This is a genomic window from Pseudomonas sp. R5-89-07 (assembly GCF_003851685.1).
Lineage (GTDB): Bacteria > Pseudomonadota > Gammaproteobacteria > Pseudomonadales > Pseudomonadaceae > Aquipseudomonas.
The window spans coordinates 5,283,262-5,299,551 of sequence record NZ_CP027727.1; the positions used below are offsets into that span (position 1 = coordinate 5,283,262).

A 16,290-nucleotide genomic window follows, 5' to 3' on the forward strand; every position below is an offset into this window, starting at 1 on the left:
CGCTTACGCGCAGGCCGCAAATTATACGCTCGCTGTCGGCAGCGGGACGGCGGTGATTCGCCAATCGTCGCCAACAGCGCGCATGTCGGTGATCTTGAGTTGGGGGGCGTCGGCGAGTGTCTCAAGCGGCCAGTCCAGCAACGGCCGGGCAGCGGAGCCGAGGAACTTGCCGGCGACAAAAATCACGTACTCATCCACCAGGCCCTGCTGGGCAAACGCGCCCGCCAGGCTTGGGCCCGCCTCCACCAACACTTCGTTGACGCCACGGGCGGCCAGGGCCACCAGCGCTGAACGCAGGTCGACCTGACCCTCCTCGCCCGGCACCACCAGGCACTCGGGGCCACGCGGAAACTGGTTCTCCGGGGTCACGCAGGTGATGACCAGCGCCGGGCCCGCCTTGAAGAAGGGCGCATTGAGCGGCACGCGCAGGCGGCCATCGATCAACACGCGCAGCGGCGGGCGCGACATGGCCAGGGCGGTGGTTTGTGCATCCAGGCCCAGCTCGGCGGCGCGCACGGTCAGGCGGGCGCCGTCGGCCAGCACGGTGTCGGCGCCGGTCAGCACCACGCTGGCTTCGGCACGCAGGCGCTGGACGGCGGCGCGGGCGGCGGGGCCGGTGATCCATTGGCTTTCGCCGCTGGCCATCGCCGTGCGCCCGTCCAGGCTCATCGCCAGCTTGACCCGCACGAACGGCAGGCCGTGCTCCATCCGCTTGAGAAAGCCAGGGTTGAGCGCACGCGCTTCGGACTCCAGCACGCCGCTGCGAATCTCGATCCCGGCCTGGGCCAAACGCTGCATGCCGCGCCCCGCCACTTCCGGGTTGGGGTCCTGCATGCCGGCCACTACCCGCGCCACACCGGCACTCACCAGAGCATCGGCGCAGGGCGGCGTGCGGCCATGATGGCTGCAGGGTTCGAGGGTCACGTACACCGTCGCGCCACGGGCCTTGTCGCCGGCGGCGCGCAAGGCGTTGGGTTCGGCATGGGGCTCGCCGGTGCGTTCGTGCCAGCCTTCGCCGACTATCTGCCCATCGCGCACGATCACGCAGCCCACCCGTGGGTTGGGATGGGTGGTGTACAGGCCCTTGCGCGCCAGTTCGAGGGCGCGGGCCATGTAATGGGCGTCGAGCACAGCCTGTTCAGCGGTCATTGTTTGGAAGGCTCACGCGCCAGGCGGTCGATTTCTTCGCGGAACTCATTGAGGTCCTGGAAGCGTCGATACACCGAGGCGAAACGGATATAGGCGACTTCATCGAGCTTTTGCAGCTCGCCCATCACCAGTTCGCCCACCACCAGGCTCTTGACCTCGCGCTCGCCGGTGGCGCGCAGCTTGTGCTTGATGTGCACCAGCGCCGCTTCCAGGCGCTCGACACTCACCGGGCGTTTTTCCAGGGCGCGCTGCATACCGGCGCGCAGTTTTTCTTCGTCGAAGGGCTGACGGCTGCCGTCGGATTTGATCAGACGTGGCAATACCAGTTCGGCGGTTTCGAAGGTGGTGAAACGCTCACCACAGGCCAGGCATTCGCGCCGGCGACGCACTTGGTCGCCCTCGGCGACCAGACGCGAGTCGATGACCTTGGTGTCGTTGGCACCGCAGAAGGGACAGTGCATGGTTGGCAGGCAACAAAAAATGGGAGGGCCATGGTAGCGCATCCCCGTCGCAAGACAAGCCATAGCCTTTACGGTATATAGGCTGGTTATTATGTTTCATATTTTTTAAGCCACGGATTTTGTCCTTTCTGGAGCCGTACATGCAGTTACGACCACTTGTTTTGATTACCCTGTTCAGTTTTCTGGTCGCCTGCAGCAGCGAAGCCCCCAAGCCTGCCGCGCCTCAGCCAACCCCTGCACAAGAGAAAAAAGTCCCGGGCATCGAAGACTTGGGCCCCCTGCCCGCCTACCAGCGTGAGATCAGCGGCAACCTGACCAACGTGCCGGCCGGCGCCGAAGTCGAGCTGGCGTTGCTGGTGATCGACGACCGCTCGCGCCCACAGCAACTGCTCGCCAGCAGCGTGTTGACCGGCAACGGCAAGCCCCTGGCCTTTCGCCTGCGCTTCAATCCTGAAGCGTTCCCGGCCGGTGCACGGGTTGAATTGCGCGGTCGCGCCAGCCAATCCGGCCAGTTGATCCTGCATCTGCCCGCCGTGCGCATCACCCAGGCGATCACCCAGACCACCGGCCCCCTGCAGCTCGTCAAGGCGCCATGACGCCACCGCTGCACCTGCAAAGTGCCCTGAGCGAGTTGATCGGCGACGCACAGCTGGTGCCCAGACCACTGCCGGGCACGGAGTTGTCGTTATGGCTGCTCAATGCCGACAACATGGACCGCGCCTTCAGCCAGGAAGAAACCCGCCGCATCCTGCACGAGCCGCCCTACTGGAGCTTTTGCTGGGCCAGCGGGCTGGCGCTGGCGCGCTATCTGGCGGCGAACCCCGCGTGGGTGGCGGGCAAGCGCGTGCTGGATTTCGGCACCGGTTCCGGCGTGGCCGCGATTGCAGCGGTCAAGGCCGGGGCACTGGAGGTCGTGGCCTGCGACCTGGACCCGCTGGCGCTGGCGGCTTGCCGAGCGAACGCCGAACTCAACGGGGTGCAACTGAGTTATTCAGCGGACTTCTTCGCCGAAGCCGACCGCTTCGACCTGATCCTGGTGGCCGACGTGCTCTACGACCGCGCCAACCTGCCGCTGCTGGACCAGTTCCTGACCCGTGGCCGCGAAGCGCTGGTGGCGGATTCGCGGGTGCGCGACTTCCAGCACCCCGATTATCAGCGCCTGGAGGTGCTGGACGCCCTGACCCTGCCGGACCTGGCCGAGCCTTGGGAGTTTCGCAAGGTGAGCCTGTACCATTCACGAAGGCGTTTGTAGGCGCGAGCTTGCTCGCGAAGCACTCAGGCCCCCGCGTTTATTCAGAATGAACGCGTTGCCTGGACGTTTTTCGCGAGCGAGCTCGCTCCTACATTTGATCGCGCTCGCTTTCGGCCAACCGCGCCAGCCCTTATAGTTGCCCCCATTCCCGCTTTATTCGAGACGCCTCATGAGTGAGCCCACGCCGTACATCTTCGATGTCACTACCGCCAACTTCGACCAGGCGGTGATTCAGAACTCTTTTGAACGACCGGTATTGGTGGATTTCTGGGCCGAGTGGTGCGCGCCGTGCAAGGCACTGATGCCGATGCTGGCGCAGATCGCCGAGAGCTATCGCGGCGAGTTGCTGCTGGCCAAGGTCGATTGCGAGGCCGAGCAGGACATCGTTGCGCGTTTTGGTATTCAAAGCCTGCCGACGGTGGTGCTGTTCAAGGACGGTCAGCCGGTGGATGGGTTTGCCGGGGCGCAGCCGGAGTCGGCGGTGCGGGCGATGCTTGAGCCTCATGTGCCGATGCCGCCACCGGCCGCGGCGGACCCGCTGGAGCAGGCACAGGCGCTGTTTGCCGAGGGCCGCATCAGCGATGCCGAAGCCGTGCTGGTTGCGCTGTTGGGCGAAGACAACACCAACGCCGCCGCGCTCATCCTGTACGCGCGTTGCCTGGCCGAACGCGGTGAACTGGGTGAAGCCCAGGCCGTGCTGGATGCGGTCAAGAGCGACGAGCACAAGGCCGCCCTCGCCGGCGCCAAGGCGCAAATCACCTTTTTGCGCCAGGCTGCCGACCTGCCGGACGCCGCCGACCTGAAAAGCCGCCTGGCGCAGAACCCCCAGGACGACGAAGCGGCTTATCAGTTGAGCATTCAACAATTGGCGCGCCAGCAATACGAGGCTGCGCTGGAAGGCCTGCTCAAGCTGTTCATGCGCAACCGCAGCTACAGCGAGGGCCTGCCGCACAAGACCTTGCTGCAGGTGTTCGAACTGCTCGGCAATGACCACCCGCTGGTCACGGTGTACCGCCGCAAATTGTTTGCCGCGTTGTACTAGCCTCACCCTGTAGGAGCGAGCTTGCTCGCGAAAAACGTCAACGATAACGCGTACATCCTGGATGAGCGCGGCGCCTACGAGGTTTTCGCGAGCAAGCTCGCTCCTACAAAGGTTCGACCCACGTGTACAGCGGCGTATCCGCGCCGCTGGTCACCTTCACCTTCGCGCTATGGCGCAGGCGCACCAGCAGGCGCTTGCCCGCCGCCGCATCGCCGGCCAAACCTTCCAGTCGGTCCAGTAATTCCAGGCCGCTGAGCTGCCCGGCATCGCGCAACAGCGCCTGGGCGCTCTGCCAGTGGTCGTCGTTCGGCTTGGCCGGTGCCACGGTTGGCGCACTCTGTGCCGGCGCAGCCTGCAAGTGCGCGCCCAGCCGTGCCCAATCGCCGTCGTCCAGTTCCAGGGTCAAGTCCACCGGCAGGTCGCCGACGGTTCCACGAATTCGCAACATCGTCCTTCCTCCAGCATTTTTTCTGACGGGCATGCTCCCATGCAGCTTGCGCAACGCCAAGCGGACGGTCAAACTCTCGGCACTTCCGTTATAAGATTACATAACAAAACTTTCATCTCTGGAGTCCCGCCATGCGCCGTCTGCTGCTCGCTTTGCCGTTTGCCCTGCTGCCACTGGCTGTCGCTCATGCCCATGAAGACCACGAGCATGAGCACGGCAGCCTCGGCGCTCACGAACACGGCGTCGGCCGCCTGAATGCGGTGCTGGACGGCCAGTCCCTGGAGCTTGAGCTGGACAGCCCGGCCATGAACCTGGTGGGTTTCGAACACGCGCCAACCAGTGCCGCCGACAAGGCCAAGGTCGCCGCAGCGCGCAAACAGCTGGAAGATCCGCTGGCGCTGTTCAGCCTGCCCAAGGCCGCCGGTTGCGTTATCAGCTCCCAGGAACTCAACAGCCCGCTGTTCGGCGACAAGCCGCAAGCCGATCATGATGACGACGACGATGACCACGCCACCGACGGCAAAGGCGCCGCCGCCCACGAGCATCATCACGACCACAGCGAAATCCACGCCCACTACGAACTCACCTGCGCCACCCCCACGGCGCTGAGCAACCTGGACCTGACCCAAGTGTTCAAGACCTTCCCCGCCACCCAGAAAATTCAGGTACAACTGATCGGCCCGAGCGGCCAGCAAGGTATTGACGCGACGGCCACTGCAGCCACCCTGAAGTTCTGAGTTCACATGACCCAAGCATTGATCCAACTGTCCGACCTGAGCTTCAACTGGCCCGGTCACCCGCAGTTGCTGGACATCCCCGCGTTCCGCCTGGAGCCGGGGGAAACCCTGTTCCTCAAGGGCCCCAGCGGCAGTGGCAAAACCACCCTGCTCGGCTTGCTCGGCGGCGTGCAGACACCCAGCCGGGGCAGTATTCGTCTGCTCGGCCAGGAGCTGACCGAATTGTCGGCCGGCGCCCGTGACCGTTTTCGTGTGGACCACACCGGCTACATCTTCCAGCAGTTCAACCTGCTGCCGTTCTTGTCGGTGCGCGAGAACGTCGAGTTGCCGTGTCACTTCTCCAAACTGCGGGCGCAGCGCGCGATTCAGCGCCACGGCAGCGTCGACCAGGCCGCGGCCACCTTGCTTGCTCATCTGGGCCTGAAAGACCCGAGCCTGCTTGAACGCCGCGCCGACTCGCTGTCCATCGGCCAACAACAACGGGTGGCCGCCGCCCGTGCGTTGATCGGCCAACCGGAACTGGTGATCGCCGACGAGCCCACCTCCGCCCTCGACTACGACGCGCGCGAGGCATTCATTCAGCTGCTGTTCGCCGAATGCCGCGAAGCCGGGGCCAGCCTGTTGTTTGTCAGCCACGACCAAAGCCTGGCGCCGCTGTTCGACCGCAACCTGTCGCTGGCCGAACTCAATCGCGCCGCCACGCTCGCAGAGGTTTGAGATGTATCTGTTTCGTCTAGCCATGGCCAGCCTGGCTAACCGCCGCTTTACCGCGATCCTCACCGCTTTCGCCATCGCGCTTTCCGTCTGCTTGTTGCTGGCGGTGGAGCGCGTGCGCGTGGAAGCGCGCAACAGCTTCGCCAGCACCATCAGCGGCACGGACTTGATCGTCGGCGCACGCTCGGGCTCGGTGAACCTGCTGCTGTATTCGGTGTTCCGCATCGGCAACGCCACCAACAATATCCGCTGGGACAGCTACGAGCACTTCGCCGCCAGCCCCCAGGTGAAATGGGCGATTCCGATTTCCCTCGGCGATTCCCATCGCGGTTACCGGGTGATGGGCACCAATGAGTCCTACTTCGAGCATTACCAGTACGGTCGCAAACAGAACCTCGAGCTGGCCAGCGGCCGTGCCTTTGCCACCGACCCGTTCGAGGTGGTGCTCGGCGCCGAAGTCGCCGACGCCCTGCACTACAAGCTCGGCGACAAACTGGTGCTGGCCCATGGCGTGGCGGTCGTCAGCCTGGTCAAGCACGATGACAAGCCCTTCACCGTGGTCGGCATCCTCAAGCGCACCGGCACGCCGGTGGACCGCACGCTGCACATCAGCCTCGGCGGCATGGAGGCGATCCACATCGACTGGCACAACGGCGTACCGGCCCAGGGCAAGGGCCGCATCAGCGCCGATCAGGCGCGCAACATGGACCTGACCCCCCAAGCCATCACTGCGTTCATGCTCGGTTTGAACAACAAGATTTCCACCTTCGCCCTGCAACGGGAAATCAACGAGTTCCGTGGCGAGCCGATGCTGGCGATTCTGCCCGGCGTGGCGCTGCAAGAGCTGTGGAGCATGATGGGCACGGCCGAAAAAGCCTTGTTCGTGATCTCGTTGTTCGTGGTGCTGACCGGCTTGATCGGCATGCTCACGGCGATCCTTACCAGCCTCAACGAACGCCGCCGCGAAATGGCGATCCTGCGCTCGGTGGGCGCACGGCCGTGGCACATCGCAACACTGCTGATCTTCGAAGCCTTCGCCCTGGCCCTGGCCGGCGTGGTGGCCGGCTTGGGTTTGCTGTACGTCTGCATTGCAGCATCGCGCGGCTATCTGCAGGCCAACTACGGGCTGGACCTGCCCATGGCATGGCCGAGTGAATATGAATGGACGTTGCTCGCCGGTATCCTGGCGGCGGCGCTGTTGATGGGCAGCGTGCCCGCGTGGCGTGCCTATCGCCAGTCGTTGGCCGATGGCCTGTCCATCCGTTTATGAGGAAGCTGTCGATGCGTCGTGCCCTGTTTGCCCTGCTATTGCTGCTGGCCCTGCCCGCCTGGGCCGAGGAGCAGCCCAAGGACTTGTCGTGGCAGGAAATGATCCCACCGGATGCGCCACCGGAAGTGCCGAATATGAAACCTTTGCATGACCTGTCGAGCATGGCCGATGCCTTGTCGGTCGAGGCCGCGCCCGCTGCCAAGCAGGATCTGCCCAACGCGCCGGTGGTGCAGAGTCTCGACGGCCAGCACATTCGCCTGCCCGGCTACATCGTGCCGCTGGAGGTGAGCGAGGAAGGCCGCACCACCGAGTTCCTGCTGGTGCCGTATTTCGGCGCGTGCATCCATGTGCCACCGCCGCCGTCGAACCAGATCGTGCATGTGAAAAGCGAAGTCGGCGTGAAACTCGATGAGCTGTACCAGCCGTACTGGATCGAAGGGGCGATGCAGGTCAAGCCGTCGTCCAGTGAATTGGCCGACGCCGGCTACCAGATGGATGCCGAGAAAATCTACATGTACGAACTGCAGGAATAACCCCTACCTGCAAACACACCGCAGATCAAACTGTGGGAGGGGACTTGCCCCCTCCCACAGTTTTTGCGCCGTGGTTGGCCTTTCATTGAGCTGAGTCAAAAGATCGAGCGGAACGATCTTTACCATTGGACGTACAACTTTTAACGTCCTTTTGGAGCTCCCATGAACAAGTCTCTGCTCGGCGCGTCCCTCTTCGCGCTCGCCCTCGTCGCCCCTGTCGCTCACGCCCACCAGGCGGGTGACATTCTGGTTCGCGCCGGTGCAATCACCGTGAACCCGAAGGCCGACAGCAGCAGCGTCAAGGTTGACCAAGGCCCATTGGCCGGCACCAACCTGGGCGGCAAGGCGACCATGAGCAGCGACACCCAACTGGGCTTGAACTTCGCCTACATGATCACCGACCACGTCGGTATCGAACTGCTGGCCGCCACGCCGTTCGAGCACGACGTGAAGATCAAGAACACCGCCCTCGGCGCCGCCAACGGCAAGCTCGGCACACTCAAACACTTGCCGCCGACCTTGAGCGTCGTCTACTACCCGCTGGACCACAAGTCGGCGTTCCAACCGTATGTGGGCGCCGGTATCAACTACACCTGGATCTACGACGAACACGTCGGCAGCCGCGCCGAACAAGCCGGTTTCAGCAACTTCAAGGCTGAAAACTCCTGGGGCTGGGCTGCACAGATCGGTGCCGACTACATGATCAACGACAAATGGATGATCAACGCCCAGGCGCGCTATATCGACATCAGCACCAAGGCCACCGTGGACAACAACGCACTGGGCCAGGGCACCCGGGCCAAGGTCAATGTGGATGTCGACCCGATGGTCTACATGGTGGGCATCGGTTACAAATTCTAAGCAACACGCATAACCAAAATGTGGGAGGGGGCTTGCCCCCGATGGCGGTGGGTCAGTCCATGAAATCTTTTGACTGACACTCCGCTATCGGGGGCAAGCCCCCCCCACATTGGGTTTTGTGTTGTATCAGGTGTGGCGGTAGAAGCGGTCGAGCAGCGCCGGCAAGCCCGCCCGCCACGCCCGTGGCTTGATGCCAAAGGTATGCAGGATTTTCTTGCAGGCCAGCACCGCGTGCTGCGGTTCCTGCGCCGCATCCGGCCGGGCCGCGTGGGCCTGGGCGGTTGGCGACTCGATGGCCAGCGGGTGGAAGTTGCGCGCTTCGGTGAGGATCGCCTGGCCCAGCGCCAGGGGCGTGGTCGCCTCGTGACCGGCGTAATGGTAGGTGCCCCACAGCGGCGCCGCGCAATCGAGTTGCTTGAGCACGGAGATGATCACCCGCGCGGCATCGTCCACCGGTGTCGGGTTACCACGCCGGTCGTCCGCCATCAGTAATTCATCCGGCTTTTCGGCCCGGGCCAGGAAGCGCCCGAGGGTGCCGTCGACGCTGTCGTCCAGCAACCAGCCAAACCGTAGCAGTACATGTTGCGGGCAGGTGGCGCGTACGCTCTGCTCGATACGCCACAACGCCTGGCCGCGCAGGCCCAGGGGCACCGGCTCGTCTTTTTCGCTGTAGGCGGTGGCGCGTGAACCGTCGAACACGCGGTAGCTGGACGGCTGCACCAGGGTAATACTGTGGTGCTGGCACAGTTCAGCCAGGCGTTCGATGGCGAACTCCTGGGACGCCAGGCGGGTTTCGCTGACCGCCTCGGCCTGGAACCAGTCGAAATAGTAGGCGAGGTTGATCAACGCATCGGGACGGGTGTCGTCGAGCAATTGGGTGAGGCTCGCGGCATCCCAGCCGTCTTGGGGCGGTTTGGGGGCGAGGAAACCAATGTCTTCCTCTGCACCGAGGCGAATCAGCGCCTGCCCGAGGGCATTCCCGCCGCCCAGTAACATAAGGCGCATTCGCATAGATTGAGCAGGCCCGGTCTGTTTGGAACGATGGTTGTGTCGGCAGGCGCATGAGCGCTGCCGTAGGTTTATTCCAGAATCGTTGCATTTTGCGGGTTTGTAGCGCAACCGTCACGGACAAAGTACGTGCGTGCAACTTGTGGCAGCAGGAGGCATCAATCACTACATGAACCTTCCCCAATCAACAGACCATGCATTGGATGGCTTCCACCCCGCCGTCAGTACCTGGTTTCGCAGCACCTTCCCCTCGGTGACCGCCGCACAGGCCCAGGCCTGGCCGCTGATCCGTCAGCGCCGTTCGACGCTGATCGCAGCGCCCACCGGCTCGGGCAAGACCCTGACCGCCTTTCTCGCGGTGCTCGACGACCTGGTCCACCAGGGCCTGGCCAATGGCGGCCAACTGCCCGATGAAACCCTGGTGGTTTACGTATCGCCGCTCAAGGCGCTCTCGAACGACATCCAGATCAACCTGCAAAATCCGCTGACGGGCATTACCGAGCATCTGCACAAACGTGGCCTGCCGCCCCTGGTGATCCGCACGGCGGTGCGCACCGGCGACACCCCGCAAAAAGACCGCGCGCAGATGCGTAAGCGTGCGCCGCATATCCTGGTCACCACCCCGGAATCGCTGTATGTGTTGCTCGGCTCGGATTCCGGCAGACAGATGCTCGCCAACACGCGCACGGTGATTGTCGATGAAATTCACGCAATTGCCGCTGGCAAGCGCGGCAGCCACTTGGCGTTAAGCCTGGAGCGCCTGCAAGCGTTGTGCGCCGAGCCGTTGACGCGCATCGGCCTGTCGGCCACGCAAAAGCCCATCGAAGCGGTGTCGCGGTTTCTGGTGGGCACTGCACGCGAGTGCGCCATCGTCGACATTGGCCACGCTCGCCCACGCGACCTCGATATCGAAGTGCCACCGGTGCCGCTCTCGGCGGTGATGGCCAATGACGTGTGGGAACTGGTCTACGACCGCCTCGCCGAACTGGCCCGTGAGCACCGCACCACGCTGATATTCGTCAACACTCGGCGCCTGGCCGAACGCTTGGCGCGGCACCTGAGCGAGCGCCTGGGCAAAACTGCCGTGGCCGCCCACCACGGCAGCCTGGCCAAGGAAATGCGCCTGGATGCCGAGCAACGCCTCAAGGCCGGTGAGCTGCAGGTGCTGATCGCCACCGCGTCCCTGGAGCTGGGGATTGATATCGGCGATGTGGACCTGGTCTGCCAGATCGGCTCGCCCGGTTCGATCAATGGTTTCCTGCAACGGGTCGGCCGCTCCGGCCACCAGGTCGGCGGCACGCCCAAGGGCCGCCTGTTCGCCACCACCCGCGACGACCTGATCGAATGCGCCGCACTCCTCGACTGCGTGCGCCGTGGCGAGCTCGACACCTTGCACATCCCGGTGGCGCCGCTGGACGTGCTGGCCCAGCAGATCATCGCCGAGGTCAGTGCGTGCGAATGGTCGGAAGCGGCCCTGCTCGCACTTATCCGCCGCGCCGCGCCGTATGCCGAGTTGGACGAGCGCCATTACCAGGCACTGTTGCGCATGCTTGCCGAGGGTTATAACGGGCGTCAGGGCATCCGCAGCGCTTATTTGCACCGTGACGCCGTGACTCACACCCTGCGCGGCCGCCGTGGCGCGCGGCTCACTGCAGTGACCAGCGGCGGTACCATCCCCGACAACGCCGACTACAGCGTGCTGCTGGAGCCCCAGAGCCTGAACATCGGCAGCGTCAACGAAGACTTCGCGGTGGAAAGCATCGCCGGGGACATCTTCCAGCTCGGCAATACGTCCTACCGCATTCTGCGGGTAGAAGCCGGCAAGGTGCGGGTGGAGGACGCCCACGGCCAGCCACCGACCATTCCGTTCTGGCTGGGGGAAGCGCCGGGGCGCAGCCACGAGTTATCGGCGGCCGTGGCCCGCTTGCAGGGGCAGTTGGATCAGTTGCTCAGCGCCAGCCCCGGCGACCTGCTGCCGGCGCAGGCCTGGCTCACCGGCACGCTCGGCCTGAACCGCGCCAGCGCCGAGCAACTGCTCGATTACCTGGCCCGCGCACGCCTGGCCCTGAGCGCCTTGCCGTCCCAGGACACCTTGATCATGGAGCGATTTTTCGACGAGTCCGGCGGCACTCAGTTGATCATTCACACGCCCTTTGGCAGCCGCATCAACCGCGCCTGGGGCCTGGCCCTGCGCAAGCGCTTTTGCCGCACCTTCAACTTCGAGCTGCAAGCGGCGGCCAGCGAAAATGCGATTGTGCTGTCGTTGTCCACCAGCCACAGCTTCGCGCTGGATGAGGTGTGGCGTTATCTCAACAGCCACAGCGCCGAACACCTGTTGATCCAGGCCGTGCTGGATGCGCCGCTGTTCGGCGTGCGCTGGCGCTGGAACGCCGGGGTGGCGCTGGCCTTGCCGCGTTATACCGGCGGGCGCAAGGTGGCGCCGCAGATCCAGCGCATGAAAAGCGAAGACCTGATCGCCAGCGTGTTTCCCGACCAGATCGCTTGCCTTGAAAACCTCGCCGGCGAGCGCGAAGTGCCCGACCATCCCCTGGTGGAACAAACCCTCGACGACTGCCTGCACGAAGCCATGGACAGCGAGGGCTGGCTCGCGCTGCTGCGGCGCATGGAAGCGGGCGAGGTGCGCATGGTCAGCCGCGACCTGCCCGCGCCCTCGCCGATGGCGGCTGAAATTCTCAGTGCGCGGCCCTACACCTTTCTCGATGACGCGCCGCTGGAAGAGCGCCGCACCCAGGCCGTGCTCAACCGTCGCTGGAGCGACCCGCAAAGTACCGACGACCTCGGCGCACTGGATGCCGAGGCAATCGCCGGCGTGCGCGAGGAGGCCTGGCCGGCGCCCCAGGGGCCGGATGAAATGCACGAAGCGCTGATGAGCCTGGCCTGCATTGCAGAGCCGGAACTCACGCCTCAATGGGCCGAGTGGTTGCAAGCGTTGACCCAGGCCGGGCGCGCTTACCTGCTGCCAAACAGCCTGTGGGTGGCCGTGGAACGCTTGAGCTGCCTGCAGGCGATTTACCCCCACACCCTGCCGCTGCTGCCGGGCTTCGATGAGCCGTGGGCATTCGACGAGGCCCTGGTGGAAGTGCTGCGCGCGCGCCTGGGCGGGTTCGGCCCGCTGACACTGCGCGAGATCGCCGCGCCCCTGGCGTTGCCGCCCGCCACCGTGGCCCAGGCGTTGGCGCGGCTGGAACTGGAAGGCTATGTGCTGCGCGGGCACTTCAGCCCCGGCGCCGTTGAGGAGCAATGGTGCGAACGGCACCTGCTGGCGCGCATTCATCGCTACACGGTCAAGCGCCTGCGCCGGGAAATCGAACCGGTGGCGCTACAGGACTTCATGCGTTTTCTGTTCGACTGGCAGCACCTGTCCGACAGCACCCGCGGCCAGGGCAGCGCGGTGCTGCCACAAATCGTCGGCCAGTTCGAAGGCTATGCCGCCGCCACCTCGGCCTGGGACAGTGACCTGCTCAGCGCGCGTATCAAGGATTACACCTCGACCTGGCTGGATGACTTGTGCCGCAGCGGCAAGCTGGTGTGGACGCGCCTGAGCCATAAGGCCAGCGCCATCGCCTTGCGCAGCACGCCCATCGTGCTCTTGCCGCGCAGCCAGGTGCCGCTGTGGAGCGGGCTGACCGAACAGACGGACAGCACAACGCTGTCGCCCAAGGCGCAAAAAGTCCATCTGGCCCTGCGCGAACAGGGCGCGCTGTTTTTCGATGAGCTGGTGCACGAAGCCCATCTGCTGCGCAGCGAACTGGAGACCGCCCTGCAGGAGCTGGTCGGCGCGGGTTTGGTCAATGCCGACAGCTTCGCCGGCCTGCGCGCCCTGACCACGCCCGCCAGCAAACGTCAGGCACGCAGCAGCCGGCGTGGCCGCGGCGCCTTTATCGGCGGCATGGATGACGCCGGGCGCTGGGCCTTGATTCGCCGCACGCCGAATGCCGCCGGCGCGCATTCGGCCGAGACCCTGGAGCATGTGGCGATGACCCTGCTACGCCGCTATGGCGTGGTGTTCTGGCGCTTGCTGGAGCGCGAGGCGGACTGGCTGCCGAGCTGGCGCGAACTGCTGCGCACCTTCCACCGCCTGGAAGCGCGGGGCGAGATTCGCGGCGGGCGGTTTGTCAGTGGCTTGGCGGGGGAACAGTTCGCGCTGCCGGAGGCTATCCCGCTGCTGCGCGAAGTACGGCGGCGCCCTCATGACGGTAGCTTGATTGCCGTGTGCGGGGCGGATCCGCTCAACCTGGTGGGCACGCTGTTACCGGGAACCAAAGTGCCGGCGGTGAGTGGCAATCGGATCGTGTATCGGGATGGGGTGCCGGCGGCGGTGATGGTGGGCGGCAAGCAGCAGATTTTGTCGGAGGTGGAGCAGCAGGCGGTGCAGGAGAAGTTGGTCAGGCGTTGAGGTTGAGGGCCTCAGCGGGGGCAAGCCCCCTCCCACAATTGATTGGGTTCGCAGATCAAAATGTGGGAGGGGGCTTGCCCCCGATGAGGCCATGACAGACAACACCCCTCATTGAGGCCTGGGCTGCTCGCTCAGCATCACCGCCTCAGTCTCATCCACCTGTGCAGTGCGCTTGGGCAAAAACACCTGCTGTGGATAAGTCTGCGCAAAAAACACCTCATCGCAGTTATCCACAAGCTTTTTCAAACGCTGGTTAAACGCACGGCTCACCGCATATTGCCCGCCCGACACGGTGCGGAACTGCGCCGTCAGCACCACGCCGTTAAGGTCCATTTTGTCGACGCCAAACACCTCCAGCGGCCCTTGCAGGTTGTACTTGAGGAACACATCGTCACGTATCGATTGCCCGGCCTCGCGGATCAGTTCCACGGCTTTGTCCACATCGGTGTCATAGGTGAACTGCACGGAGAAGAACGCATAAGCAAACTGCCGCGACTGGTTGGTAACGGCCTTGATCTGCCCGAACGGAACCGAATGCACAAAGCCCTTGCCGTCGCGCAGGCGCAGGGTGCGGATGGTCAGGCCTTCGACGGTGCCGGCATGCCCGGAGTCGAGTACCACCCAGTCGCCGATCGACAGCGTGTCTTCGATGATGATGAACAGGCCGGTGATCACGTCCTGCACCAATTGCTGCGAACCGAAGCCGATGGCCAGGCCGACCACACCGGCACCCGCCAACAGCGGCGCAACGTTGATGCCCAGGTTGGCCATGGTGGTGATCGCACAAATCACCACCAGGATAATCTTCACCGCGTTACGCAGCAGCGGCAGGATGGTCTTCACGCGGGTGCTGGGCTGGCGGCTGGAGCGCTTGTTCACCGGGGGTTTGAGCGCTTCCTGAATCGCCGTATCGAGCACCACCCAGAACAGCCAGGTCATCAGCAGGATCAGGCCGATGCTGCTGAGTGAATCGCTGATCGCCCGACCCACCGAGTTGCGCTGGGCGAATTCAAACAACGACACGCCCCAGATCCGCCCGAGGATTTCGATAAAGGCGATGGCCATGACGATGCGCAATACTGCGTGCAACAGGCTGAGGAAGCGCTCCTTGTAGGCGCTGCTGCGCTGGATCGCCACTTGGCTGCGAGACTTGAACAGGTGTTGCAGCACGGTGCTGAGAAACACCGTGCCGATCAGCAGGATCGTGGTGAACAACGCACAGCGCAGGGCCTTTTGGTTATCGTCGCCGGCACCGATCAGGTTGATCGCCGAAACCAGCACCATCAGCAGGATTGGCCAGTACCAGAGCCCGGAAAACACCCGCAGTGACTGCTGCAACGCCGGGTGCTTGAGCCGCTGGGCCAGCGGCCGATTACGAATCAGATGCGCCACCGGGCGACGCAGGCGCACCACCAGCACGCCGAAGATCACCGTCGCGAACAGGCCGGTAAACACTGCGACGCTGCTGGTGATATTGCCGCCGAACTGGCGGGCGATCTGCGGACTGGTCAGCGCATCGCTGAGGGCGGCGAGGAAGCCAATCAGAAATAGCGGCTTGGGGCAGTAGTCGCGAATTATCCGCACCGCCGGGCGCTTGTGGCCAAGGTTGAACATGACGATGACGCACAGCAGGATCGAGGTGGAGAAGATGCCGCTACTGGTGGCGTAGGCAAAACACAGCGCCAGCGCACGGCCCACTGAGTTGGCCAGCAAGTGGCTGACATACAGCGTCAACGGCAGGCAGATAACGGCCGGGATGGTGTAAGGCAGCACATACCCCAGCAGCCCCAGCAGGCGCGCGCGCCGCCGGAAAAATTCACGCTGGCACAAGCGCCGCACGATCAGGCGCCCCAGTAGCGTCAGCACCGCAAAGGCACCGATCCACACGGCCGAGAGCAACAGGAAATCCCCCGCCACGCTCCACGGCGAGCGCTCGGCAGTCTGGTTGACCAGGCGTCCGACTTCGTCGGCAGCCCGGTCGGCACGCAGGCGCCATTCGTCAATGAAGTTCTGGTTGAGGTCCAGCTTCTGCTGCACATCATCGATGCTGGAACTGATGGCCCCCAGCAGGCCGCCTTCCACCAGCAATTCCGGCTTGGCCGGGGCCTCGGGTTCAGGCGCGGTGGCCGCGGCTTGCAGTGCGCCGCTGCCGCAGAACAGCAGCGCGCCGAGCAGTAATGCAGTCTTTATATTCAGCAAAACACCGGGCTCCTTCAGAGGGTCTGTAAGGAACTGACGGGTTTGCGCCGTGATCGTTCCCCTGATTCACCGCCCTCCCTCCTGCATCTGAACGCTGTCCCGCCTGCTTTACCGTCTGTAGAAACGTGGAAACTTTCAGCCAAAGATCGCAGTCATCCCAAAACGCAGGTCAATCGACCCAACATCAACGGGAGTAAGC

General features: G+C 64.2%; 14 protein-coding genes. 9 read left to right on the plus strand and 5 right to left on the minus strand.

What is annotated here, in order from left to right:
* Nucleotides 1-21: 21 nt before the first annotated feature.
* Entirely contained in the window at nucleotides 22-1,149 is a 1,128-nt protein-coding gene (gene ribD, locus C4J94_RS24160; protein WP_124388385.1) for a bifunctional diaminohydroxyphosphoribosylaminopyrimidine deaminase/5-amino-6-(5-phosphoribosylamino)uracil reductase RibD, read from the minus strand.
* Nucleotides 1,146-1,610 (minus strand): transcriptional regulator NrdR, encoded by a 465-nt coding sequence (gene nrdR, locus C4J94_RS24165; RefSeq protein WP_019818855.1) that lies wholly within the window; start codon nucleotides 1,608-1,610, stop codon nucleotides 1,146-1,148. Before nrdR ends, ribD begins: the two co-directional genes overlap by 4 nt.
* 140 nt (nucleotides 1,611-1,750) lie before the next feature.
* Between nrdR and C4J94_RS24170 the strand changes: the two genes are divergently transcribed.
* The 3 genes from C4J94_RS24170 to trxA all read left to right on the plus strand — a co-directional run bounded on the left by C4J94_RS24170 (nucleotide 1,751) and on the right by trxA (nucleotide 3,904).
* Nucleotides 1,751-2,206 (plus strand): YbaY family lipoprotein, encoded by a 456-nt coding sequence (locus tag C4J94_RS24170; RefSeq protein WP_124388386.1) that lies wholly within the window; start codon nucleotides 1,751-1,753, stop codon nucleotides 2,204-2,206.
* Nucleotides 2,203-2,862 (plus strand): methyltransferase, encoded by a 660-nt coding sequence (locus C4J94_RS24175; RefSeq protein WP_124388387.1) that lies wholly within the window; start codon nucleotides 2,203-2,205, stop codon nucleotides 2,860-2,862. The genes C4J94_RS24170 and C4J94_RS24175 overlap by 4 nt, the downstream gene beginning before the upstream one ends.
* A 169-nt stretch (nucleotides 2,863-3,031) precedes the next feature.
* Nucleotides 3,032-3,904, plus strand: coding sequence for a thioredoxin (gene trxA / locus C4J94_RS24180; protein ID WP_124388388.1), 873 nt, complete (start codon nucleotides 3,032-3,034; stop codon nucleotides 3,902-3,904).
* A 103-nt stretch (nucleotides 3,905-4,007) separates the two neighbouring features.
* Here the strand turns inward: trxA and C4J94_RS24185 are convergent, their stop codons facing one another.
* Nucleotides 4,008-4,352, minus strand: a complete 345-nt coding sequence (locus C4J94_RS24185) for a hypothetical protein (protein ID WP_124388389.1) — start codon at nucleotides 4,350-4,352, stop codon at nucleotides 4,008-4,010.
* A 131-nt stretch (nucleotides 4,353-4,483) separates the two neighbouring features.
* Here C4J94_RS24185 and C4J94_RS24190 point away from each other — a divergent pair, with 131 nt between their 5' ends.
* The 5 genes from C4J94_RS24190 (at nucleotide 4,484) to C4J94_RS24210 (ending at nucleotide 8,467) form a co-directional block, all read left to right on the plus strand.
* Nucleotides 4,484-5,089 (plus strand): DUF2796 domain-containing protein, encoded by a 606-nt coding sequence (locus tag C4J94_RS24190; protein WP_124388390.1) that lies wholly within the window; start codon nucleotides 4,484-4,486, stop codon nucleotides 5,087-5,089.
* A 6-nt stretch (nucleotides 5,090-5,095) separates the two neighbouring features.
* Nucleotides 5,096-5,806: an ABC transporter ATP-binding protein gene (locus C4J94_RS24195; protein WP_124388391.1), complete on the plus strand. Its 711-nt coding sequence runs from the start codon at nucleotides 5,096-5,098 to the stop codon at nucleotides 5,804-5,806.
* Nucleotide 5,807: 1 nt separating this feature from the next.
* Entirely contained in the window at nucleotides 5,808-7,073 is a 1,266-nt protein-coding gene (locus C4J94_RS24200; RefSeq protein ID WP_124388392.1) for an ABC transporter permease, read from the plus strand.
* A gap of 11 nt (nucleotides 7,074-7,084) precedes the next feature.
* On the plus strand, nucleotides 7,085-7,606 hold the full coding sequence (locus C4J94_RS24205) for a DUF3299 domain-containing protein (protein WP_124388393.1): 522 nt from the start codon (nucleotides 7,085-7,087) through the stop codon (nucleotides 7,604-7,606).
* A 162-nt stretch (nucleotides 7,607-7,768) separates the two neighbouring features.
* On the plus strand, nucleotides 7,769-8,467 hold the full coding sequence (locus tag C4J94_RS24210) for an OmpW family protein (protein ID WP_014720136.1): 699 nt from the start codon (nucleotides 7,769-7,771) through the stop codon (nucleotides 8,465-8,467).
* Nucleotides 8,468-8,593: 126 nt separating this feature from the next.
* Here C4J94_RS24210 and C4J94_RS24215 read toward each other — a convergent pair whose 3' ends face one another.
* Nucleotides 8,594-9,478, minus strand: coding sequence for a sugar nucleotide-binding protein (locus C4J94_RS24215; protein WP_124388394.1), 885 nt, complete (start codon nucleotides 9,476-9,478; stop codon nucleotides 8,594-8,596).
* A gap of 166 nt (nucleotides 9,479-9,644) precedes the next feature.
* Here C4J94_RS24215 and C4J94_RS24220 point away from each other — a divergent pair, with 166 nt between their 5' ends.
* Complete coding sequence (locus C4J94_RS24220) at nucleotides 9,645-13,892, plus strand: DEAD/DEAH box helicase (RefSeq protein ID WP_124388395.1); 4,248 nt, start codon at nucleotides 9,645-9,647, stop codon at nucleotides 13,890-13,892.
* 108 nt (nucleotides 13,893-14,000) lie between these two features.
* Here C4J94_RS24220 and C4J94_RS24225 read toward each other — a convergent pair whose 3' ends face one another.
* Complete coding sequence (locus C4J94_RS24225; protein ID WP_124388396.1) at nucleotides 14,001-16,091, minus strand: mechanosensitive ion channel family protein; 2,091 nt, start codon at nucleotides 16,089-16,091, stop codon at nucleotides 14,001-14,003.
* Between the last annotated feature and the right edge of the window lie 199 nt (nucleotides 16,092-16,290).

What these genes read in the sequence shown, in the direction of transcription:
- C4J94_RS24220 (WP_124388395.1), top strand. Translation starts at nt 9,645, where the DNA reads ATGAACCTTCCCCAATCAACAGACCATGCATTGGATGGCTTCCACCCC.
- nrdR (WP_019818855.1), bottom strand. Translation starts at nt 1,610, where the DNA reads ATGCACTGTCCCTTCTGCGGTGCCAACGACACCAAGGTCATCGACTCG.
- C4J94_RS24190 (WP_124388390.1), top strand. Translation starts at nt 4,484, where the DNA reads ATGCGCCGTCTGCTGCTCGCTTTGCCGTTTGCCCTGCTGCCACTGGCT.
- C4J94_RS24215 (WP_124388394.1), bottom strand. Translation starts at nt 9,478, where the DNA reads ATGCGAATGCGCCTTATGTTACTGGGCGGCGGGAATGCCCTCGGGCAG.
- C4J94_RS24200 (WP_124388392.1), top strand. Translation starts at nt 5,808, where the DNA reads ATGTATCTGTTTCGTCTAGCCATGGCCAGCCTGGCTAACCGCCGCTTT.
- C4J94_RS24205 (WP_124388393.1), top strand. Translation starts at nt 7,085, where the DNA reads ATGCGTCGTGCCCTGTTTGCCCTGCTATTGCTGCTGGCCCTGCCCGCC.
- trxA (WP_124388388.1), top strand. Translation starts at nt 3,032, where the DNA reads ATGAGTGAGCCCACGCCGTACATCTTCGATGTCACTACCGCCAACTTC.
- C4J94_RS24195 (WP_124388391.1), top strand. Translation starts at nt 5,096, where the DNA reads ATGACCCAAGCATTGATCCAACTGTCCGACCTGAGCTTCAACTGGCCC.
- C4J94_RS24175 (WP_124388387.1), top strand. Translation starts at nt 2,203, where the DNA reads ATGACGCCACCGCTGCACCTGCAAAGTGCCCTGAGCGAGTTGATCGGC.
- C4J94_RS24210 (WP_014720136.1), top strand. Translation starts at nt 7,769, where the DNA reads ATGAACAAGTCTCTGCTCGGCGCGTCCCTCTTCGCGCTCGCCCTCGTC.
- C4J94_RS24170 (WP_124388386.1), top strand. Translation starts at nt 1,751, where the DNA reads ATGCAGTTACGACCACTTGTTTTGATTACCCTGTTCAGTTTTCTGGTC.
- C4J94_RS24185 (WP_124388389.1), bottom strand. Translation starts at nt 4,352, where the DNA reads ATGTTGCGAATTCGTGGAACCGTCGGCGACCTGCCGGTGGACTTGACC.
- ribD (WP_124388385.1), bottom strand. Translation starts at nt 1,149, where the DNA reads ATGACCGCTGAACAGGCTGTGCTCGACGCCCATTACATGGCCCGCGCC.